The sequence below is a fragment of the Enterococcus sp. DIV0174 genome (assembly GCF_050529065.1).
Classification (GTDB): Bacteria; Bacillota; Bacilli; order Lactobacillales; family Enterococcaceae; genus Enterococcus_B; species Enterococcus_B thailandicus.
In genome coordinates this window covers 789,924-811,428 of the sequence record NZ_CP172881.1, presented here as the reverse complement: position 1 = coordinate 811,428, position 21,505 = coordinate 789,924, and the positions used below count along the sequence as shown (strand labels likewise).

At 36.8% G+C, this 21,505-nt stretch carries 19 protein-coding genes; 5 read left to right on the top strand and 14 right to left on the bottom strand.

All coding sequences use genetic code 11. The annotated features are described in order from the left end of the window. Positions 1-4 precede the first annotated feature (4 nt). On the bottom strand, positions 5-1,669 hold the full coding sequence (gene alsS, locus IGJ93_RS04020) for an acetolactate synthase AlsS (RefSeq protein ID WP_075491373.1): 1,665 nt from the start codon (positions 1,667-1,669) through the stop codon (positions 5-7). Positions 1,670-2,155: 486 nt separating this feature from the next. Between alsS and IGJ93_RS04015 the strand changes: the two genes are divergently transcribed. From IGJ93_RS04015 to IGJ93_RS04005, 3 genes are all read left to right on the top strand, one after another. Further along, on the top strand, positions 2,156-4,498 hold the full coding sequence (locus IGJ93_RS04015; RefSeq protein ID WP_067484017.1) for a glycoside hydrolase family 18 protein: 2,343 nt from the start codon (positions 2,156-2,158) through the stop codon (positions 4,496-4,498). Positions 4,499-5,185: 687 nt separating this feature from the next. Next, positions 5,186-6,712 (top strand): helix-turn-helix domain-containing protein, encoded by a 1,527-nt coding sequence (locus IGJ93_RS04010; RefSeq protein WP_082294031.1) that lies wholly within the window; start codon positions 5,186-5,188, stop codon positions 6,710-6,712. Further along, positions 6,713-8,080 (top strand): NAD(P)/FAD-dependent oxidoreductase, encoded by a 1,368-nt coding sequence (locus IGJ93_RS04005; RefSeq protein WP_095803483.1) that lies wholly within the window; start codon positions 6,713-6,715, stop codon positions 8,078-8,080. A gap of 184 nt (positions 8,081-8,264) precedes the next feature. Here the strand turns inward: IGJ93_RS04005 and IGJ93_RS04000 are convergent, their stop codons facing one another. From IGJ93_RS04000 to IGJ93_RS03980, 5 genes are all read right to left on the bottom strand, one after another. Then, complete coding sequence (locus IGJ93_RS04000; RefSeq protein WP_075491395.1) at positions 8,265-9,323, bottom strand: DUF916 and DUF3324 domain-containing protein; 1,059 nt, start codon at positions 9,321-9,323, stop codon at positions 8,265-8,267. 93 nt (positions 9,324-9,416) lie between these two features. Then, entirely contained in the window at positions 9,417-10,019 is a 603-nt protein-coding gene (locus tag IGJ93_RS03995) for a hypothetical protein (RefSeq protein WP_071869128.1), read from the bottom strand. Between the two features lie 50 nt (positions 10,020-10,069). Then, positions 10,070-10,636 carry a hypothetical protein gene (locus IGJ93_RS03990; RefSeq protein ID WP_218658131.1) on the bottom strand — a complete coding sequence of 189 codons (567 nt, stop codon included), beginning with the start codon at positions 10,634-10,636 and terminating at the stop codon, positions 10,070-10,072. Further along, on the bottom strand, positions 10,620-10,922 hold the full coding sequence (locus tag IGJ93_RS03985) for an LPXTG cell wall anchor domain-containing protein (RefSeq protein WP_270346741.1): 303 nt from the start codon (positions 10,920-10,922) through the stop codon (positions 10,620-10,622). The genes IGJ93_RS03990 and IGJ93_RS03985 overlap by 17 nt, the downstream gene beginning before the upstream one ends. A gap of 11 nt (positions 10,923-10,933) precedes the next feature. Continuing rightward, positions 10,934-13,840 (bottom strand): lectin-like domain-containing protein, encoded by a 2,907-nt coding sequence (locus IGJ93_RS03980; protein ID WP_430597012.1) that lies wholly within the window; start codon positions 13,838-13,840, stop codon positions 10,934-10,936. 355 nt (positions 13,841-14,195) lie between these two features. Between IGJ93_RS03980 and IGJ93_RS03975 the strand changes: the two genes are divergently transcribed. After that, positions 14,196-14,702, top strand: a complete 507-nt coding sequence (locus tag IGJ93_RS03975) for a TetR/AcrR family transcriptional regulator (RefSeq protein ID WP_244897493.1) — start codon at positions 14,196-14,198, stop codon at positions 14,700-14,702. Between the two features lie 228 nt (positions 14,703-14,930). Here IGJ93_RS03975 and rplS read toward each other — a convergent pair whose 3' ends face one another. The 5 genes from rplS to rpsP form a co-directional block, all read right to left on the bottom strand. Further along, positions 14,931-15,278, bottom strand: a complete 348-nt coding sequence (gene rplS / locus IGJ93_RS03970; protein WP_067483995.1) for a 50S ribosomal protein L19 — start codon at positions 15,276-15,278, stop codon at positions 14,931-14,933. A 140-nt stretch (positions 15,279-15,418) separates the two neighbouring features. Then, positions 15,419-16,162, bottom strand: a complete 744-nt coding sequence (gene trmD, locus IGJ93_RS03965; RefSeq protein ID WP_067484148.1) for a tRNA (guanosine(37)-N1)-methyltransferase TrmD — start codon at positions 16,160-16,162, stop codon at positions 15,419-15,421. After that, a complete protein-coding gene (gene rimM / locus IGJ93_RS03960; protein WP_067483993.1) occupies positions 16,152-16,676 on the bottom strand; it encodes a ribosome maturation factor RimM in 525 nt (174 codons plus the stop codon). The genes trmD and rimM overlap by 11 nt, the downstream gene beginning before the upstream one ends. A 267-nt stretch (positions 16,677-16,943) precedes the next feature. Next, positions 16,944-17,192, bottom strand: a complete 249-nt coding sequence (locus IGJ93_RS03955; protein ID WP_067483991.1) for a KH domain-containing protein — start codon at positions 17,190-17,192, stop codon at positions 16,944-16,946. 11 nt (positions 17,193-17,203) lie between these two features. Then, entirely contained in the window at positions 17,204-17,479 is a 276-nt protein-coding gene (gene rpsP / locus IGJ93_RS03950; RefSeq protein WP_005875628.1) for a 30S ribosomal protein S16, read from the bottom strand. A gap of 229 nt (positions 17,480-17,708) precedes the next feature. Between rpsP and IGJ93_RS03945 the strand changes: the two genes are divergently transcribed. Continuing rightward, positions 17,709-18,263 (top strand): NADPH-dependent FMN reductase, encoded by a 555-nt coding sequence (locus IGJ93_RS03945; RefSeq protein WP_067483989.1) that lies wholly within the window; start codon positions 17,709-17,711, stop codon positions 18,261-18,263. Between the two features lie 576 nt (positions 18,264-18,839). Here the strand turns inward: IGJ93_RS03945 and IGJ93_RS03940 are convergent. The 3 genes from IGJ93_RS03940 to ffh all read right to left on the bottom strand — a co-directional run bounded on the left by IGJ93_RS03940 (position 18,840) and on the right by ffh (position 21,498). Next, a complete protein-coding gene (locus IGJ93_RS03940) occupies positions 18,840-19,361 on the bottom strand; it encodes a dihydrofolate reductase family protein (protein WP_285701111.1) in 522 nt (173 codons plus the stop codon). A gap of 27 nt (positions 19,362-19,388) precedes the next feature. Next, the gene (locus tag IGJ93_RS03935; RefSeq protein WP_285701109.1) at positions 19,389-19,982 is read right to left on the bottom strand and encodes a DNA-3-methyladenine glycosylase I; all 594 of its coding nucleotides are present in this window, start codon (positions 19,980-19,982) and stop codon (positions 19,389-19,391) included. Between the two features lie 97 nt (positions 19,983-20,079). Beyond that, positions 20,080-21,498: a signal recognition particle protein gene (gene ffh / locus IGJ93_RS03930; protein ID WP_430597011.1), complete on the bottom strand. Its 1,419-nt coding sequence runs from the start codon at positions 21,496-21,498 to the stop codon at positions 20,080-20,082. Between the last annotated feature and the right edge of the window lie 7 nt (positions 21,499-21,505).

Below are 21,505 nucleotides of genomic sequence, written 5' to 3'. Positions count from 1 at the left end.
TTTCTTAATAGAATTGATCTGGTAAAATCGTTTCTCCGAGTTTTTCATTATCACGATAATCAATTGGAATATCAATGATTACAGGCCCTTCAGTAGCAAATCCGTCAGTTAAGGCTTGTTCTAGTTCACGAACATTTGTTGCACGAATTCCTTTTGCGCCAAAAGCTTCTGCATATTTGACAAAGTCAACTGGACCAAAGTCAACACCTGATGACCGTTGATATTTCATTTTTTCTTGGAATTCAACCATGTTATAGTGACCGTCATTCCAAATCAAGTGAACGATATTTAACTTTTTGCGTACAGCTGTTTCTAAGTCTTGTGCAGAAAACAGGAAGCCACCATCACCAGAAACTGAAACAATTTGTGTATTTGGACGAACTAATGCCGCAGAAATCGCCCATGGTAAAGCCACACCTAATGTTTGCATTCCATTACTAAATAGTAAGTGACGTGGTTCATAGCTTCTAAAGTGGCGTGCCATCCAGATATAGTGACTACCTACATCAACAGTAACTGTCATATCATCCGTAACTGCTGATTGTAGTGTATTGATGACTTCTAATGGATGTAAAATTCCTTCATCTTCTGTCTGTTCTACAACATCACGAGCGGTTAATTTTTCTTGTAACGAGTCAAGATATTCGTTAGCATCCACTGATACTTGTTGTGCTTCTAAAGAATCACTAAGTAGATCAAGTGTTGCTGCAATGTCACCAATCAATTCTCTTTCTGGTTGCATAAATGAGTCGATTTCAGCTGGTGTTTCATCGATGACGATGATTCTTGCATCTTTTTCTGCATTCCAGTTACGTGCTTCATATTCAATCGGATCGTAACCAATGGCGATTACTAAATCACTTCGTTTTAATAACATATCACCAGGTTGATTTCTAAATAACCCCACTCTTCCAAAGAAATGTGATTCTAACTGACGTGAGATGACCCCAGCAGCTTGGAATGTTTCAACAACTGGTAACGAAGTCTTTTCTACTAATTTGCGAATAGCTGTAGTTTCTTTTTCACTTGATCCGCGCATTCCTACCAATAAAACAGGAAGCTTGGCTTCGCGAATACGGTCAGCCAAGTAGTTGATATCATTTGCAGACGCAGATCCTAGTTGTGGGTCATTTAAGGGTTGGATTACATCACTTTTCACCGGCGCATCAACGACGTCCTGTGGGATACTGATAAAGCTTGCACCTTTCTTTGAACTTTTTGCCATACGATATGCATTGGCAATCACTTCTGAAATCGTTTCTGGATCTTGGATTTCAGCACTGTACTTCGTAATTGGTTTAAATAATGCTGCATTGTCCATACTTTGATGCGTCAGTTTTAATAAGTCACTTCGCTTTACTTGTCCACCAATTGCTAAAACTGGATCACCTTCAGCAGTTGCTGTTACTAATCCAGTTGCTAGATTACTTGCACCAGGACCACTTGTTGCAATAACCACTCCAGGTTCACCAGTAATTCGGCCAATTGCTTGTGCCATAAATGCCGCATTTTGTTCATGACGTGTCACGATTAACTCTGGGCCTTGGTCTTCTAATTCATTGAATACCCCATCGATTTTTGCTCCAGGAATACCAAAGATATAATCTACGTGATGATTAATCAAGCTTTCTACTACAGCGCTAGAACCTTGTTTCATTTCTTTTTCCATCATACAACTTCCTTTAACAGCTTATTTTCTTTCTACTCAGATAATAAACAAGCAACATAAAGTAATACAGTTTATATATCTGTTACAAAAAATAGTATAGCATGCCTTGCAAGATTTGTTTAGTAATAAGCTAAATAAATTTCAAAAAAATAGTAACAGCTCACTCAATGTATATTCATCTACTATCTCGAAGAAAAAGGCTGATAAAGTGGCAGATTTTCTTTACCAGCTTTTTACAAGCCCCCGTTTCTTTTTTCTTTTAATTATTTTTGGCTAAAAAACATTCACGTAAAAAAAATATTTCCCCCCTAAAAAAAGCTCAATTTGCTTTCAAGACTGCTTTTATATTAAATAACAACGTTCTCTTCCTATCACGCGGTAATTTTAGAAATTTACTTTGAACATCATAGGCTTTAACTTTAGATGTGGTTGCTGGGGAATCACCTCGACCGCTACAAAAAAATATTTTATCAAGGGGAGAAAAAAATGAAGACAACAAAATGGAAAACGTTGCTAGCAGCTTCGATGGCAGGATTTACACTATTATCTTCTGCACCACTTCAAGCATTTGCAACTGAAACACAAGGGAATAATTCTGGTTTAGTGATGGATGACACAGCAAATATCATCAACGGCCTAACAGACGCACACATGTGGTCAAATGACAACGGCACTTCTTGGACACGTGGAAAAGAAAACCAAATTTTTAAAGGAACTCAAAAAGTTATCATTGCTAATTATGACGAACAAATCGCTTCAGCACAAACTTGGACAGCAAAAGCTTATGCTGGTGGTTCAATGGTCATTTATAAAAATGCACTGTGGACTAACTCTTATTGGGCAGAAGCTAATCAAGCTCCAGGATCTGCACCAATGTGGACAAAAGTAAAAGATGTTCCAGCTGGAATTGCAACATTTAATTTCAACAAATTTACAGGTGCAGCCGCTGATGACTATCAAAAGGTTCAAGCTGAAACTGTTCAAAATCAGAAAAAAGTTATTGGTTACTTCGCTAACTGGCAAGGTTACAAAACAGATTATGAACCAAATAACGCTGACTATAACTATAGCCAAGGCGTTCTTGATGGAAAAGGATATGATCCAGTTGACGTACCTTTCGATAAAATCACGCACGTAAACTATGGCTTCATGATTATTGATCCTAAGACAGGAAAATTAACTTCAAACGATGCTTGGGCAGATTTTGATGATACTGTATCAGGTGGTGGGAAAAACTATATCGGCCAAATCACTGACATGGCGGATGAAAATGACGTAGCAGCAATGGTTTCAATCGGTGGTTGGAACAATTCAGTTAACGATATGGCTTTTGATATTGTGACAAAAACACCTGAAAAAATGGATGCTTTCACAGATGAAGCAGTTAAATTTATGTTAGATCATAACTTTGATGGTATTGACATCGATTGGGAATACCCGGACAACACCGATCGCCAGACAAAATTTATTGCCTTGATGAAACAACTACGTGAAAAATTAACAGTGGCAGGAAAAGAAAATGATACATATTATCAATTAAGTATTGCTGTAACAGCTTCACACGAAAAAATGGAATTTATCGCTCCTGAAACAGTCAATGAGTACGTTGATAACTTCAATGTCATGACTTATGATTTCCGTGGTGGATTTGATACACAAACTGGGCATCACTCTGGATTGTATGCAACTGAAACAGATAAAGACCAAAAATTCAACGTTTCTTCCGCAATGAAAGAATACAGCGAAACATATAACATTCCTAAAAACAAATTAATGGTGGGTATGAGTTACTACTCACGTGGATTTGCAAATGTGGAATCTGGTGAATTAGGTGCTGCAAGTAGTGGTGCTCCAGTCGGTGGCACTTGGGATGATCCTTACCAACCAGCTGGCCTAAAACCTTGGTGGCAAATCAAAGACCTCGAAGCTCAAGCGAACGAAGATCCTAATGACAGCTTAGTTGCTAAATGGGATGATCAAGCAAAAGCTCCTTACATTTACAATGCGGACACAAAAGAATTTTATTCTTATGATAATGTTCAATCTATTGAAGAAAAAGTGAACTGGACAATTGAAAACGAATACGGTGGCGCAATCGTTTGGGAACTTGGTTATGATACAACAGATGCGGAATTAGGTTCTATCGTGGACAATGTATTAACTTCTGAACCAACTGATCCGACTGATCCTCCTGTTGAAGAAAATAAATTACTTGCTGTTGGTGTCAATGAACGGACACGAAAAACATATATCAACTTAAATCTAACGACTGAACAATTTAATAGTGAAGAACGTTTCGTTGTTTACTTGGATGGTAAATATTCATTTGAAACTTATAAAGGAAAAAGTTATTACAGCAATTCAACAAACTATGGCGAGAAAACTGGTGTTGCCAAAGTCTTCGCTGGTTGGAAAGGTCAAAAAATCGAAGTCTATAGTGCACCTGGTAAACCAAGTGAAAGTACGAGTGGTAGAAAATTACTGGAAACACTTGTTTTAGATAAAGATGTTGATTTAGGCATCGAAAAAATGAATGATGCTGTTAAGAAAATCAGTTACGACGGGGAAAACATTTATGTTGATTTTGACAAATCAGCATTTGAAGGAAGTAATCGTTTCGTCGTTTGTCAAAATTACAGTTATGTAGCTGAGGTTTTTGAGAACAAAGCATACAGTAGCCAAATAACAAATCGTACAGCTGATACGATTCAAATCAAAATTAGCCAAAAATCAAAAGTTGGGGATCTTCTCGAAGTACGATTAAGTAGTGGCGTACCTGGTGAAAATTCTAGCAATTTGAAATCTCTATTAACTTTAAAAGTTAAATAATAATTAACGTCAAAAAGAGCGTACAGTGAAAAACTGTGCGCTCTTTTTTGTTAATCTATTTGGACCTGTATTTGTCAATCACTACACAAGTAATCAAATAGATTTGTGAAGCTATACCGATAAGACCACACACCCACATTTTATTCTCTCCATTTTTTTATTCAATGAAAAGGATGGAACTACTTTTTCACCAGCTAGAAATCAATTGAATTGAATTCTTTTACTTTTCATATGTATAGGGTTATTAAGCACTTTTTTATCTACTAAAGATAGATCTACCACTCTTTCAGAGTAACGGGGAAGTCATCAAAGAATTCTTTTTTTCAACGTGTAACTTCAGCTATGTTTGTAATTACTAGATTATTCAGTACTACTTTTTTACAACTGCTCTCTGCACTTCATCCTATTCAATAACTATGAAACACTAAAGGTGCTGGATATGAACAAAATTATGTCTTATCTTTACTCAACGTATTAGCTTAATGAAAAAGATGAACGATGTTAACCTCCATCTTTTACTACTTTAGTATAGCTGTTTTACTGAATTGTTTTTATCATTTATTTAATTTATTTTTTAAATTGTTGACAAAAAAACACCTTGGAAACAGCTACTATTAACTTAGTCATTTCGTCACCCAAAGCTTGTCTATTTTCACGGAAACAATTACAATTAAGCAGTAATGTAGAATGCATAGAAGAGTGGTGAAACAGACAATGGAACTATTTAATTTGCTAGAAAAAAATGGCAAAATCCAAATTTCGATCATTCATTATTTGTTAGATAAAAATTTAACGGCAGATATTCCTAAGTTACTGATTGATTTAACCATTACTTCTTTTCTTTTTAATAACAATGTTGAAGAGTTGACTTTTATCCTGAACGACTTAGAACTTGATTTAAGTCTTGAAGTCGATCACGAACAAAATCAAGTCACTTTAAAAAAAAGCAATCAAACAAGCTTGGATAAACTTTACTATTATTACTTGCAAGAATCAATCAAGTATCAGATTCTAAGGCATCTCTATTATCATTCGTCCTATTCTATCTATGCGCTATCTCAAAAGTTTTTGATTAGCGAGGCCGCTGTTTACCGTCACATCACGGGACTAAATCAGTTGTTGGACGAATTTAATCTTAAAATTCGTCGAGGGAGAATAACTGGCGATGAATTACAAATTTGCTACTTTTTCTTTCAGTTGTTTTGGAACTCTGTCCCTTTAGAAGAGATACAAGGAAAAGAAAACGACCATAATAGTCTGTTGTTTGTCTCTTTTTTAGAGAAAAAATTAAAACAGCCATTTGGTAGCACAACTCGGCTGAAATTATATCTTTGGATTCGAATCTTAAAGAAACGAACAAAAAAATTAAATAATCCTCCTTCAGTTGAGTCAATGACCATGCTGAGTGATGATTATCTTGATGATCCTGTCTACCAATTAGTTCGTGAATCTTATTTTTTATCTGTTAGTCCGTCCGCTGAGTTTCAGTTTGAGTACAAAGCGACTTATCTCTACTTGTTTATTTCTTCTCTATTCGTTATAGAACGCAGTAATCGTTTCTTGCTTCAATCTGATGACTGGCCAACATTTAATACAAAAGTTATCGAGTTGAACAAAATGGTTGTTCAGCACGTAAAAACAGCTTATCAAATTGACTCGGCTGAAATTGATTCACGATTTATCCAAGAGTGGAAGTATTTCTTAACCCAGTTACACAGTACGATTGTTTATTTCAAAGGAAATATCACCTTTTTTGAAGAACAAATGCTATTTGATCGATTAGTTAATCAATCAATTTTTACGCCAAATTTTGAACTGGTTCAGCAAATTATTCAAGAAACCGAAGACATTCTCGGTTTTTCTCTGTTGGAAACGACAAAGCAATTAGTTACCCGAATTCACCTTTATTTTATCAATCAAATGCGACGCTTTTCTAAGTTGACGATTCAAATCGGTGTCTTTTGTAGTCGAGACAACTTACAAACAAATATCATGATGGAAAGTATCAAGAACGAGTTCGATACAAAATTTTACATCCATTGTGAAGAAGCTGAAGTTAAGAAAGACTACGACTTATTGATTTCAGACTCCGCTTTTGGAATACAACAATTTTCATTTAAAGATTTATATATCATCAATGATTTTAAAACCCAAGCGGATATCCAAGCTTTAACTCGTTTATTAAAAGACTATTCAAAGAAAGAAGGAATATAATTGAAGGTCATCGTTATCGGCGGCTCACACGCTGGGATTGCCGCTAGTAAATTTTTAAAAAAATTAGACCCAACAACTACAGTATGCCTAATCGAAAAATCAAACGTACTTGGCTTTATACCAAGCAGTATCAATTTAATTTTTAAAGGGTTGTTTTCAGCCGACGAAATGGAAAAAGGGGAAGTTGGTGACCAAGAGACCCTTGAACACTTAGGAATCCAGTTATTACTTGAAACGACCGTTACAAACATTGATTTGAAAAAGAAAGAAGTTTTTTATCAAGATAATGCAACTAAGCAAATTACTACAGAAACATTTGACAAACTGATTTTAGCCATGGGTTCCGATCGCTTTGCGCCATTGATTCCAGAATCAGAGGCGGTCCATTCAAGCATCATCACCTACAAAAGTCGCGCAAAAACCATTGAAGCTTATCAAAAAATCAACGACAGCAATCAAATAGCAATCGTTGGTGCTGGCTTAATTGGCCTGGAACTAGCTAGCAGTCTAGCTACAAAATCGACTAAAAAAATTACAATCATCGAGCAAATGAATCGCCCAGTATTTCGTTATTTTGATGAAGAAATCACTGATATTTTGCTACAACACATTCCTGAATCCATCGATTTACGATTATCAGAAAGTTTTAATCAATGTCAAACTGTCAAGATTGATGAACGTGAGCAATTAGAAGTTCAATTCTTCTCAGGACAAACCAAGCTGGTTGATGCTTGTGTCTTTGCCGTTAATCCCAAACCAGAAGTTGCCTTAGTTGAGGGTCTGGTGGATCTTGATTTCGATCAAACCATTTTAGTGAATGACTTTATGCAAACTTCTGATCCGGATGTCTATGCCATTGGTGATTTAATCAAACTGCCTTTTGGCTTCCATGGTGAACCAGCCTATCTCCCACTGATTGGTAATGCGCGAAAAACAGCACTTGTAGCTGCTAGTCATATTACTTTAGCAGATCCTAAGCCAATTCCAACCTCACAGCGATCGATTGGAACAGAAATTTTCGGCGTCTTTCTGGGTAGTTCTGGAATCACTCAAGACGAGGCTGATTTTTATGGATTAGAAACTTCGTCGATTACCAAAACTTATACGCACTTTTCGAACTATCATCCAGTCAAAGATTTCTTTGTAACCTTCAAAGTGCTGTACGATACGAAAACGAAACAGTTATTCGGTGCTCAACTGATAAGTAACCAAAAAGATATGTTGGACCTACTCAATGTTTTGACGCAAATGATTGTCGATCAAACCAAGGTGGACGACCTTGTGTTTTCTGAACTTTATTACAATCCAAAGCTGTCGCCTTCAACTAATTTTTTGGCTGACCTTGGTTTAGAATCTTTACTCAAGTAAAAAAAGCAGTAACCCTAATCATTTTGTTTGGGGTTGCTGCTTTTTTGACAAGGTAAAACCTCCAAATAATACGTAATTAAATGAATATTAAACCTTCTAATAAAAAATAAAATACTAAAAAAACTGCCAACAAAGTTCAGACATCTGACTGTCCAACTTCGTTTGCAGTTTTTTGTATAGAATCTTATTTCGTTTCTGTTTCCGATTCTTCCTCTTTTTTCCTTCTCTTAAGAAGAATAATCCAGAAAATTCCTAGCAGGATTACTGCAAGGAGAATTCCAAAGACTAGATAAATCCACATTGGAATAGTTGCTTTCTTACCGGCATCAATCGTTGCTTCGTTGATTTCTTTCGCTTGTTTATCTGAAATTGTGAAGTTTTCATCAAAAATCCATTCATTGTCTTTCGCATCTGTCACACGCAGATGCAAGCTGTATTCACCCGCTGTTAATGGTTCTTTTTCCCAGTCAATTGCAAAACGATAGTTTGAGTTTGGTGCTAATTGCATATCATTGTCATAAGTAACATGACGCACTTCTTTGTTCGTTTTACGATTTTTTACAGTTGCTTCATATTTTAAGTGACCATAAGCATCCATAGTTGGATTGTCTAAAATAGCTACTACACTCGTTTTTCCAAATGAAATAGCAGGTTCCACTTTTTTTAATGTTAACTTTCGTGGTACTTCTGTATCTGTTTCCGTTAATTTTAAACCTAAAATATAACCATAACTATTGACAATCCCTTTTTGGTCTTTAGCTGTTTCTTTCACTACTTGAATTGCTGCTAAAATTTGACCATCAAATTGGTCTTTTGGCATTGTCAAAGTAATCGGTACTTCTTTGCTACTCTTTTTAGGAACAGTTACTGTATCTGCTACTTTGGCAATCGAATCAATTGCGTAAGGATAATCATTTTTCTCTGATTCTTTTTTCTCATTGTAATCAATAAATCCTTGGCTATTTGTGTATGCTTGATTGATGTTGATTTTATACGTTGAATCCGCGTTGGAAGTATTGTTGATCTTCACGTGAATCGTTTGTTCTTGTGCTGGTTCCATTCGTAAATCAAAAAAGCTTTTTTCTTTGTCGATTTGGTTCTCTGGAATGACTGCTTGGATATCATAGCCGACTTCACCAGCATCTTCTTGTGCAAATGTTGGCAATGGTGCTGTCAAAAGCAAACTCAACAACAAAAGGAAACTACTTACTATCTTTCGCGACTTCTTTATTTGTTTGAACATTCTTGATTTCTCCTTATTTTAAACATTGAATAAAGAAGCCGCGCAAATGCGCAGCTCCTCGTCATTCGTTCATTTATTACTTGTTGTTACTAATTATTTTGCGTCTGCTGTGTTGTATAGTTGGTATTGGATGCTTCCAGCTAATGTATCACCTGCAACTAATACACGATCTGCATCAGTAAAACCGATTGACACATTGTCAACAGCTGTTTCAATCAAACCAGTGTTGTTTGCAGCTGTTTTAGTAGCTTCAGCTTTCGCTACGATTCCTTCAGCACCTGTTGCAGCAACTTCTGTTCCATTAATTTGGAATGAATCAACGGTAAATTCTTTTGAATCAGAAGAACGAGTTAATTTATTAGAAGCAACGTTGGCTTTAACAGACCATTCACGATCGATACGGTCATTGAAGACTTCGATTGTTTCATCTGTTAAATCAGCAGTCAAGTTATATGTTGCATTTTGTAGTTTTGATTCGAAGTTATAGGCAGCTGGTACTTTTTCCAAAGTTAACATTTTTTGATCTGGATCTGTTGGGTCAAGAGGATCTGTTGGATCGTCGTTATCAGTGATGACAACTTCTGTAGGTGTTTCACCTTTTTGATCGACTACTTCTTGTGCTTGAACACTTGTTGCTCCTAAAGTTGCTAATACCATTGCGCTTAATGTCATACTTACGATTTTTGTGTTTTTCATTTTAATAATCTCCTTTAAATTTGATTGTTATAAAAAATTAGTTATAAAAACTAATCTATTTCCGGTGTATTTAACAAAGTAACTAATTGTTTGCCAACAAACTCCCCAGTAGGTAAATCCGCTGGCAGTTCCAAATGAATCTTTTGTTTATCAATTTGATAATAGTACTCAGTTGATTGAGAAGAATAAGCTTCTAAGATTGTCCCAGCCTCATTTGGATCGGCAGCGATTTTCTGCGGTGTAGCCTGAACGACTTCACCGGATTGATTCGTGCTTAATTTTCCTCGTCCGAGTAATACTTTCACTTGGTATTCTTGACCGTTTGTAAATGTTGAAAGCTGATAGGTCAATTGCCAAGGGCTTTTTTTATTTTCCCGTTGGTCCCTGACAGCAATCAATAGGTCACTAGTTGCTTGAATCTCTTGTTCGTGAGCGGACTTTTGATAGGTTCCAAAAGTTGGCGCAGTCACTTTTTCTAACTTGATTGGGCTTTCCACAATCGTGACATTCATCGGTGTCTGATCTTCTTCTCCTAAAATTTCTTGAGCAAAAGCTGGAGTTGGGAGCAAAAGACAAAGTAGTAATCCGATGAAAAGAAACTCAATTCGTTTCTTCATCTTCGTCTCGCCTCCTTCTCAACCAGAAAACCAAGAACACCACTCCGATGAATAATGTGCCAATAAACGAAAGAATAAATACGCTAGTTTCGTTGGTCTTAGGCAGTAATGAATGATTATTATTTCCACCTATTTCTCCAGGTTGTTCATTTTTTTCATTGACGATCCGAAAAGTGACCTGCTGTTCATCCATATCAAAGTTAGGTTGTTCGCTAGCCATTGTGTTGGTACTGAAAAGAGCAAGACCAAATAAGATTGTTAAGCTTTGAATGATTTTTTTCTTCATCTACTCGCCCCCTACTCTGGTTCTTCCGTATCATACAGACGCCATTTCACCGTTGCTTTATTACTATAATCGCCGACACGCATATAATTATCACTTTGAAGTAAGACACCTTCTGATTCATTCCATGTTTTAGTCGTCATAAAGTCCGTTGGTGTCACGTCCCCTTTGCGCATAACAAGCACAGGGTCTGACATGATTGTTTGTTCGGCACTTGAGGCATCCTTTTTAAAGACGAAATCAAATGGTGCAGTAGCATCTGTCAACTCAGCCTGTACATATAATGACCAAGTTGAGGTATCTTCGCGACTGTCAAAGACACTGAGCGTCATTGGGTTCCCGCTATCCCTAGCCAAGGTTCCTTTTGATTCACTCGCTTTTCTTCCCGTCCAACTCAACATGTCTGGTGCAGTCTCAAAGGAAAGCTTTCCAGTAACATCTAATTTCAATTTCAACGTTTGAACTTCGTCGCCACGTTTCATGGTAATCGTATAATCGTTCACCCCTGGAACAATTTTATCTGCAGGAATATGCCAGCTATGGCTATTAAACTCGGTTGAACCTGTTGTGACAATTTGAGCGAACTCATTTGTTGCATCAGGATCATTTCGATTGATGGTGAAATTTAAAATATCACCATCATCTTCATCTTTCCAATAGAACGTTAAATCATAACCATCCGCTACTTCTGAGCGATCTTTTGTTTCTGTTTTTTCAGTCACTACATTAGGTGTTTCCCAAGATAAAACTGTTGGGTGTTCCGGTTGTGGTACAACCCAGTAGGCTACTTCATCACTACTAAAGTTAGTAGCTGTATTGTTCCCAATTTCTGTTCCAGAAATCTGACTATCATGATATGTTTTTGTAGGTTCACCTTTGTTCTTCAATTTTGTTGTATAAGATAAGTTTAATTTTTGTTCAATAGATGTGAGTGGCTTTGGTACATTCAGTCCTTTATCTGCAAATGTAACAACAACATTTCCATTCTCATCAACAGTTGCTGCCCCCGTAGTTGTTACACCATTGAACTCAGCTTTTACATTTGAAACGCCCTGACTAATGTCATATAAAGTCGGATCAATGAAAGAACTCCAAGTTTTAATGAAATAGCCTGCCTCAGTATCAGCTTTTAAAGTAAAGGTTGATTTCAAGGTTACTTCATTGCCGTAGTTAGCTGCGGGTAAATCTTTTGAATAGCTTTCACTATCGTTTTGATCGACTACGCTGGCACCTTCTGATTCAACATCATTAGTCACCTCTGCATCCATATCGACTGGAACTTGAGTAAAGACAAATTTTGTTTGACCACTAGATGCCCCATTTGCTGCGGTGAATCCCCAGTAAGCTTTGTTGTCATTATTTGCTAAATCTAATTCTTTTTTCATATCTGCAAAAGGAATGGTGGTTGGGGTTGTTTGCGCTCCTGTAACAGGATTTTTTAAATAATAAGAAAAGGTTTGAGCTTTTACATCAAAATCATAACGAAATTCGTACCATGTATTATCTCGAACATTATCCCCAACAACACCATTCAGTGTCTTTTTACCGCGATGATAGATATTTGCTGTATTTCCGCTCCCCCACCTTTCATCACTTAACCAGTTATTAGAACGATAACTATAAGCAAGATTGGAAGGAAACGCATATGCCATATGCGGTGTATCCGTATCCTTTCTATCATAAAATGAATCACCAGAGTTATTTGTATACAGGTCAAACTCCACTGCTACTGATTTTTTAATTGCAAATCTTTCAGGAGTTCTTAAAGTCAAACCTTCCAAATATGCATTTGTTCCGCCATAAACACCTAAGTTTTGTCCATCAGAATTTGCATTTGCTGTCGTTAGTGCCTGATCTTCTGCTGCATCATTATGCATGACAAAAGCAAAACCGTCTGCTTGTTCCGTTCCAAAGTTAACATAGGTTCTTCCGTGAAAATCTTGATTGAAGTCTAGGCGATATTTTTTTATTGACCAAACGCCTACAGCTCTTTGTGTTCCAGCAAGAGAAATTTCATCATAAGGCATCCCATTGTTCTGATCAGATGGGCCGGGTTTAACTATGTCACCTACGCTAAAATTCGGGTCGTAATGTCCATCCTTATCAGGTCGGCTCTTTCCAACGGTTGAAAAAATACCGTCTAATTGAATCGCACCTTTTGGAACAACTGGATTTCCGGTTCCTAATCCTGCTCGTGCTAAGCTACTTCTTGCCGCAACTGCCGGTGCACTTGCTTGCTTAGTCGTCGATGAACTTGTCGACTCTTTCGCTTTTACATTAGTTGATTTTGTTTCAGAGTTAGTTGAAGTTGTGCTTGTCGTTTCCGAAGAGACTGCACTTTCAGAAGATTCGGTTCCAGTTGTGGACGTTGTTTCCGTGCTTGTCGTGCTTTCTTCTGTTGTGTTCGTTTCCTCGCTACTTGTTTCTTCTGTTGCCGTAAAAGAAAAATCATACGTTTCTTTCTGGTTCAATAAAACTTGTTCTTCCCCCTCATTTATCACTGGGAAAATTTTCAACGTGTAATCGAATTGCTGGGGAATTTTTTTCGTTTGGATCTCGAGTTGCATTGTTTGAGCTTGCTGATTATTTTCACCAATTTGATAAATACCATTTTTATCTGGTTGTACTTGTTGCTCTTTATCTGGTTGGTAAACACTAAGCACATCAGTAGGTTCAGTAACAGTGAAAGTCATTTGTCGATTCATTTCAGACGATGATTTTTCAATCAATACAGTCCAAACAAGATTACCAGATTCGACTTGTTCAACTTTTTGGAGCGAAACATTGCCAACTTGGTTCTGATTTTCTTGCGCACTCTCTGTTGCCACAGCCTGAACGATTTCTGGCGAAGCCAACATTGTCGGTGCAATGAATAGTGAAACTGTTGCTTGTAAGACCAACATTTTCGTAAACTTTTTCACTTTTTCTCCTCCCTTCTGCTCATTTTACTGTTTTGATTTTGTGCATAAACGAATTAAGCACACAGAACATTGTTTTATTCTATATGCTTAGTATATTTATTTTTTCTGTAAATTTTTATCAGATTTTTTTCATTTTTTTAAAAAACGTGAGAATTTTATTAACAAAACGTTTCAAAACCAGCCTTAAAACGACTAATATAAAGTAAGAGAATGCTTCTTCCACTCATTGAAAATGAACGTATATCTGGTTTTTTTCACAAAAAAGGTCGTGTATCTAAATGAAAAGAAATACGCAAACAAAAGAAAAAATCAAAAAATCGTTTATCCAGCTCATTAACGAAAAGGTTTTGAATCAATGACAGTAAGTGACATTGCAAAGCAGTCTCAGATCAACAGAGGAACTTTTTATCTTCATTACGTCGATAAATATGATCTAATGGAAAAATTAGAAATGGAAGCTATTTATGACCTCAAACAAATTTTGTTATTAGATACAAACCCTAAAAATTTGGAAGATCCTATCCAATTGATTCCTTATGAATCTATTTTGCACGCACTTATCTACATAAAAAATGATTTTGAGTTTATTCAGGCTTTAGCTAGTGAAGGTGGCGATCCACATTTTATGCAGATGGTCAAAGATATTTTAAATGAACTGGTTCTTTCAAAATTAGATAAGTCCAAAAGTCTTCAATTTTCTCGTAAAAATTTACCCGACGATTACGCCAAAGAAATTTTATTATCCAGTATTGTCGGCGTTGTCAATTTATGGATCAAAAAAGGTGGAGAAGAAACACCAGAACAAATTGCGACTATTATTACCAAAGCAAAAGAAATCTCCCCTTATGAACTTTTACTTTAAAGCACAAGTCTCTTGAGAGTGAGATAAAACTGGAAAACCGGTCATTCTCAGCACATTTTTCAATTTAAAAAACGTCTAAAATCAACGTTTTCAAAATGAATTTTAGGCATTTTTTCTATTTTGGCTACTTTTTCCAGACTAAAGATACTCTTTGTAAAAGCAGAGTCCAATTTAATACAAAAAAAGAGTCCTTGCTTAAGCAAGGACTCAGATTTGTCGAATAATAAATTAACGACGGATTTCTTTGATACGAGCAGCTTTTCCGTGTAATGCACGTAAGTAGTACAATTTTGCACGACGTACTTTACCATAACGAACTACTTCGATTTGAGCAACACGTGGTGTGTGTACTGGGAATGTACGTTCAACGCCCACTCCGTTAGAAATTTTACGAACTGTGTAAGTTTCGCTGATTCCAGCACCACGGCGTTTGATTACAACACCTTCAAATAACTGGATACGTTCGCGTGAACCTTCGACAACTTTCGCGTGAACACGTACAGTGTCACCAGGGCGGAAAGCTGGGATGTCAGAACGTAGTTGTTCTTTTGTTAATTCTTCGATTAATGGATTCATGTTTTCTTCTCCTTATTCCAAACATTCTTATGAGTGAACTCACAGCGGAACATCGTAATAGTTAAGTGCTTTGCACTCACCATAAAATATTATCACACTATCAAATGAGTGTAAAGTAAATTTTCATGACAAACAGTATTTTACTGCTCTGCCTCTTCTTGCTGGATTTCAGCTAAAAATTTCGCCATCTGCGGTGTTAGTTCTAAGTCAGCTAGTAGATCCGGGCGTCGTTGAACGGTTCGACGTAACGATTCTTTTAATTGCCACTCTTCAATCAGCTTATGATTACCATTCGTTAATACATCAGGGACTTTCATTCCTTTAAATTCAGCAGGTCTTGTGTACTGCGGATGCTCAAGTAAGCCAGTAGAATATGAATCTGTTTGCGCAGAAGTTTGATTTCCTAACACATCGGGAAGTAAGCGAACAGTGGCATCAATCATAACCATCGCTCCAAGTTCTCCCCCAGTCAAAACGTAATCACCCAACGAAACTTCGTCTGTTACCAAGGTTCGGATTCGTTCATCATATCCTTCATAATGACCACAAATAAATACTAACTGCTCTTCTTGCGAAAATTCTTCTGCCATCGCTTGATTAAATTGTTTACCAGCTGGGTCTAACAAAATCACTCGCTTCTTGACAGTTGGATTTGCTTCATCAATTGCTTTTAAATTGTCATAGATTGGTTGAACTTTCAATAACATTCCAGCTCCACCACCATAAGGGTAGTCATCGACTGTTTGGTGTTTGTTATCAGAATACTCACGAAAATTAGACACATTGATGTCTAGCAATCCTTTATCAACAGCTTTCCCAATAATTGATTCACCCATAGGACCTTCAAACATTTTAGGAAATAGGGTCAATACATCAATTTTCATCATCAATCAACCCTTCTGGAATTTCCACATGGACTACTCCATTGGCTACATCCACTTCCTTTACGACTGATGCAATATAGGGAAGCAACAAATCTTTTTTCTTTTCACGTTGAACTACCCAAACATCATTTGCTCCAGGAGAAAGGATTTCTTTTACTTTTCCAAGTTTTTCGCCAGCCTCATCCAAGACCTCTAAGCCGATGATCTCATGGTAATAAAATTCATTTTCTTCTAGCGCTGAAATTTCTTCTTTTGACACCTTTAAAATGCCGTCACGATATTTTTCGACATCATTGATTGATGGGTGTCCTTCAAAACTCAACAAATCAAAATTTTTATGTTTACGATGACTTTTGATAGTCAATTCAACCGGTGCTTTTCCATCTTGGAACAAAGTTAGCTGTGCACCCTTTTGGTAACGTTCTTCAGGAAAGTCAGTCGTTGAAATAACACGAACTTCACCCTTTAAACCTTGAGTATTGACAATTTTTCCAACATTTAGATATTCAGTCACAATTTTTCCTCATTTCTTTTTTCTCTGCTTCATTTTAGCATGGGCGTTTAGTCAATTCTAGTTTTGTTTTTCAAAATGAATTCTTTTTTACTTTTATGTCAAAAAATAGAAAAATACGGGACATAGATTGAACTCATTTTGTGTTCTACCCACGTTTTACGTTTACGGTTGAATAAGGTAATCTTTGCGATAGAAACTTTTTAAGGACATCATTCTTTCGTAGAAAGCAAAAAAAACTGTTTCGAAAAAATTCGAAACAGTTTTTGATTATTCCTTATCATCAACGATATTTAAACGAACCTTTTTAGGCGCGTTAATTCGTACACCGTAAACGATAGTCCGAATTGCTTTGGCAACTCGTCCTTGTTTTCCAATGATACGACCAATATCTTCTGGTGCTACAGTTAGATTGTATTCATAAAAATCTTTCGATTCAACGACCTCTAACCGAACTTGATCAGGATGAGTGACTAACGGACGAACGATTGTTAAGACTAGCTCACTTAAATCTTTCATATCCGCTCACCTTATTTCTTTGAAAATTTAGCTTCGTGGTGTTTTTGCATAACGCCTTCTTTTGAAAGGATGTTACGAACTGTATCTGAAGGTTGTGCACCTTTTGATAACCAGTTAAGAACTAAGTCTTCTTTTAAAACTACTTCTGCAGGGTCTTTCAAAGGATTGTAAGTACCTACAGTTTCGATGAAACGTCCGTCACGAGGAGAACGTGAATCAGCTACTACAATACGGTAAAAAGGACTCTTTTTAGAACCCATACGTTTTAAACGAATTTTAACTGCCATTATTTATTTCCACCTCCATTGATTTATTCACAAGATGTAGTGTAACAGTTTTTTTTTACCCTGTAAAGCTTTTTTTCTTTACAGTCTCATAAATTCCTTTTTTTTATTGATTGTAGACACTTTTTTCGATTATTTTTTTGGATCTTTAAATAGCAAGTGTTTTTATTTGCTCGTTTTACTTATTTTTTGTAAGATAGTTATGAAAGATAATTATTAGGAGGTTCTATTTATGACAAAAAAAATTGGCTTTTTTATTGGAAGTTTAAGAGAAGATTCTTATAACAAAAAGGTTGCTGAAGCTTTCGCAAGCTTACTACCTGAAGGCTATGAAAGTGTCTTTGTTAAAATTGATGATCTTCCTTTTTATAATGAAGATCTTGAAACACCAGAAAATGCACCGGAAGCTTGGACTCGTTTCCGTAACGAAGTAAAAGATTTAGATGGTGTTATTTTTGTTTCACCTGAATACAATCGTTCAATTCCGGCAGTCTTGAAAAACGCACTAGACGTTGGTTCTCGTCCTTATGGTCAAAGCGTTTGGGATACAAAACCTGGTTTAGTTGTTACTGCTTCTCCTGGTGGAATCGGTGGATTTGGTGCTAACCATATTATCCGTCAATCTTTAGTCTTCTTAAATGTGCCAACACTTCAACAACCAGAAGCTTACATTGGTAATATTGCAAACTTGGTTGGTGAAGATGGAAAAATCATTGATGGTACGATGAAATTCTTTGAAACAATTGTGAATGCGTATATTGACTTCTTGGAAAAATTGACGAAGTAAAACAAAGGTTGTGAAAGAAGTGTACGGCTCCAATAAATAAGAATAAATTTTCAGAAATTGCTTCTCAAATTTTCGTGAAATTTATTCTTATTTTGAAGGAGTTACTTCTTGAACACCGTGGATAAAGGTTGTGGCTCAAAGCGCTTAGCTCCGACAAGATAGCGAGCAATCACTCAAAATAGCTCTTCATATTTTGAAGTGGATGCAAGCTATATCGAGGAGTTGCTTTGGGAGCACCGTCGTCGATAAAGGTTGTGGCTCAAAGCGCTTAGCTCCGACAAGATAGCGAGCAATCACTCAAAATAGCTCTTCATATTTTGAAGTGGATGCAAGCTATATCGAGGAGTTGCTTTGGGAGCACCGTCGTCGATATAGGTTGTGGCTCAAAGCGCTTAGCTCCGACAAGATAGCGAGCAGTCACTCAAAATAGCTCTTCATATTTTGAAGTGGATGCAAGCTATATCGAGGAGTTGCTTTGGGAGCACCGTGGATAAAGGTTGTCGCGCAAAGCGTTCAGCTTCAAGCAATTCAGCAAAAAAAGTTGTATGCCAAATAAAAATTTGGCATACAACTTTTTTATTTTTTTCGATAATGTAATTCAAGAAACTGACCAAATTGTTGTGCACCAACATATTTTAGTCTTTCTTCATAGTCACCGGGTTCAAATAAGCGAATTCCCTCACCGAGTAAGACTGGTGTGATTTGAATCCACCATTCATCAATCAACTGTTTTTCTAACAAAGGTTTAAGCAACGAGCCTCCACCAACAATCCAGATGTCCGAGCCAGATTCTTGTCGAAGGTTTTCTACAAACGAGGCAGGATCATCATTGATTACTGTCGCGTCTGGCAGAATCAATGATCGATTTCTCGAAAATACATAATTTTTCTTTTCCGGGTATAACAATTCTGTACCTAAAGATTTCTTAGCTTCCTCATATGTTTTCCGCCCCATAATCGTTGTATCAATTGTTTCATAAAATGCTTCATAAGTTGTTTCCTCACCTGCCGGCGTATCAAATAGCCATTGTAAATCATCTTCTTTTGTTGCCAGATAACCGTCCAAACTAATAGCTCCGTAAAAAACGATTTTTCGCATATGTCTCTCCTTCACTTCGGATTTTTATCAATCAATTGATTCGTCTTCTTGAATCGTTGATTGCTTTACTTCTGAATGTCTAAAGCAATCAATGACATGATCATTAATGATTCCAACTGCTTCTAAAAATGCATAAACCGTGGTACTACCGACAAATTTAAACCCCTGTTTCTTCAGTTCTTTAGTGATTTTATCAGATAGTTCACTCTTTGTCGGAATTTCTTCTTGTGTTTGATACATATGATTCACCACTTCACCATCAGAAAACGACCATAAAAAAGTAGCAAAGCTTCCGAATTCTTGTTGGATTTTTTGAACGGCCTTAGCATTATGAATAGCAGCTTCAACTTTTCTTCGATTACGAATAATTCCTTTATCTTGAAGCAAAGATTCTATTTTATTTTCGTCATATGCCGCCACTTTTTCTAAAGAAAAATGATCATACGCAGAATCAAAAGCTTCAGTTTTATTTAAAATCGTTTGCCAACTTAATCCTGCTTGGTTAATATCCAGCATTAGCTTGCGATAAAGTCGTTGATCATCATATTCCGGAACACCCCAAATCGTATCATGATACTCTTTCATTGATGCCGTGTTTTCTGCCCAAGAACATCGTTTCATTTTCCTTACCTCCACTTTCCTTCATTAACAAAAAAGCTATGACAACATTTCAATCAATCGTTTGTCATAGCTCAAATTCATTCAATTCAGCAATTGCTTATTTACGTTTTTTCTTTTTCTTCTTGTTTTTCTTAACCATGCGATTCATCGCCATTTTTCCAAGTTTTCCTTTGACTCCTGTACCAAACATTTGGTCCATTCCCGGAATATTCATGTCACCTTTCGACATTTGTTGCATCATTTTACGGGATTCCTTGAATTGTTTAATCATGCGGTTTACTTCTACTACACTATTTCCTGAACCAGCAGCGATACGACGACGACGGCTAGGGTTCAACAAATCAGGATTTTCTCGCTCGGCAGGTGTCATTGAGTAGACCATTGCTTTTTTCCGTTCTACATCTTTTGGATCAACTTTTACGTTTTCAATCCCTGGTACTTGATTCATTCCTGGAATCATTTTAATTAGATCTTCTAATGGCCCCATTCCCATTACTTGATCCAGTTGTTCAATAAAATCATTGAAGTCAAAAGAATTTTCCCGCATTTTTTGGGCAAGTTCTTCTGCTTTTTTCTCGTCATAATCTTGTTGCGCTTTTTCGATCAGCGTCAGCATGTCACCCATACCCAAGATTCGGCTGGCCATACGATCTGGATGGAAGACTTCAAGATCTGTTAATTTTTCACCTGACCCAATAAATTTGATTGGTGCACCAGTTACTGAACGAATAGATAACGCTGCCCCACCTCTGGTATCTCCATCAAGTTTTGTAATAACAACCCCAGTAATACCTAGTTGTTGATTAAAACTGTCAGCTACGTTGACCGCATCTTGTCCAGTCATTGCATCAACAACCAAGAGAATTTCATTTGGTTGTGCAATTTCTTTGATTTGCTTCAACTCATCCATTAAGAGTTCATCAATGTGTAAACGACCAGCCGTATCAATCAAGACATAGTCATTTTTCTTTTCTTTGGCAACTTCCATTCCTTGACGAACGATTTCAACTGGACTGACATCTGTTCCCATATCAAAGACAGGCACATTTAATTGTTGTCCCAAGACTTTTAATTGGTCAATCGCTGCAGGTCGGTACACGTCTCCTGCAATCATCAATGGTCGTGCTTTTTCATTTTTCTTCAAAAAGTTTGCTAATTTCCCAGCAAAGGTCGTTTTACCAGCCCCTTGTAACCCGACCATCATAATAACAGTTGGGACTTTTGGTGACTTGATTAGTTCTGCTGTTTCGGAACCCAAGGTAATCGTTAATTCCTCATCAACAATTTTGACGATTTGTTGTGCTGGTGACAAGCTTTCAAGAACTTCTACTCCAACAGCACGCTCCCGCACACGTTTCGTGAAGTCTTTGACTACTTGTAAATTGACATCGGCTTCCAATAAAGCCAAGCGGATTTCCCGCATCATTTCCTTGACGTCAGCTTCTGATACTTTTCCTTTTTTTCTTAATTTTCCCATCGCCTGTTGCAGACGTTCTGTTAAGCTTTCAAATGCCATTTTTCTT

Coding starts and splice junctions, on each gene's coding strand:
- IGJ93_RS03990 (WP_218658131.1), bottom strand. CDS start 10,636: ATGAAGAAACGAATTGAGTTTCTTTTCATCGGATTACTACTTTGTCTT.
- IGJ93_RS03995 (WP_071869128.1), bottom strand. CDS start 10,019: ATGAAAAACACAAAAATCGTAAGTATGACATTAAGCGCAATGGTATTA.
- IGJ93_RS04000 (WP_075491395.1), bottom strand. CDS start 9,323: ATGTTCAAACAAATAAAGAAGTCGCGAAAGATAGTAAGTAGTTTCCTT.
- trmD (WP_067484148.1), bottom strand. CDS start 16,162: ATGAAAATTGATGTATTGACCCTATTTCCTAAAATGTTTGAAGGTCCT.
- rplS (WP_067483995.1), bottom strand. CDS start 15,278: ATGAATCCATTAATCGAAGAATTAACAAAAGAACAACTACGTTCTGAC.
- IGJ93_RS03940 (WP_285701111.1), bottom strand. CDS start 19,361: ATGCGAAAAATCGTTTTTTACGGAGCTATTAGTTTGGACGGTTATCTG.
- IGJ93_RS04015 (WP_067484017.1), top strand. CDS start 2,156: ATGAAGACAACAAAATGGAAAACGTTGCTAGCAGCTTCGATGGCAGGA.
- rpsP (WP_005875628.1), bottom strand. CDS start 17,479: ATGGCAGTTAAAATTCGTTTAAAACGTATGGGTTCTAAAAAGAGTCCT.
- IGJ93_RS03985 (WP_270346741.1), bottom strand. CDS start 10,922: ATGAAGAAAAAAATCATTCAAAGCTTAACAATCTTATTTGGTCTTGCT.
- IGJ93_RS03975 (WP_244897493.1), top strand. CDS start 14,196: ATGACAGTAAGTGACATTGCAAAGCAGTCTCAGATCAACAGAGGAACT.
- IGJ93_RS04010 (WP_082294031.1), top strand. CDS start 5,186: ATGCATAGAAGAGTGGTGAAACAGACAATGGAACTATTTAATTTGCTA.
- alsS (WP_075491373.1), bottom strand. CDS start 1,669: ATGGAAAAAGAAATGAAACAAGGTTCTAGCGCTGTAGTAGAAAGCTTG.
- IGJ93_RS03955 (WP_067483991.1), bottom strand. CDS start 17,192: ATGAAAGATTTAAGTGAGCTAGTCTTAACAATCGTTCGTCCGTTAGTC.
- IGJ93_RS03935 (WP_285701109.1), bottom strand. CDS start 19,982: ATGAAACGATGTTCTTGGGCAGAAAACACGGCATCAATGAAAGAGTAT.
- IGJ93_RS03945 (WP_067483989.1), top strand. CDS start 17,709: ATGACAAAAAAAATTGGCTTTTTTATTGGAAGTTTAAGAGAAGATTCT.
- ffh (WP_430597011.1), bottom strand. CDS start 21,498: ATGGCATTTGAAAGCTTAACAGAACGTCTGCAACAGGCGATGGGAAAA.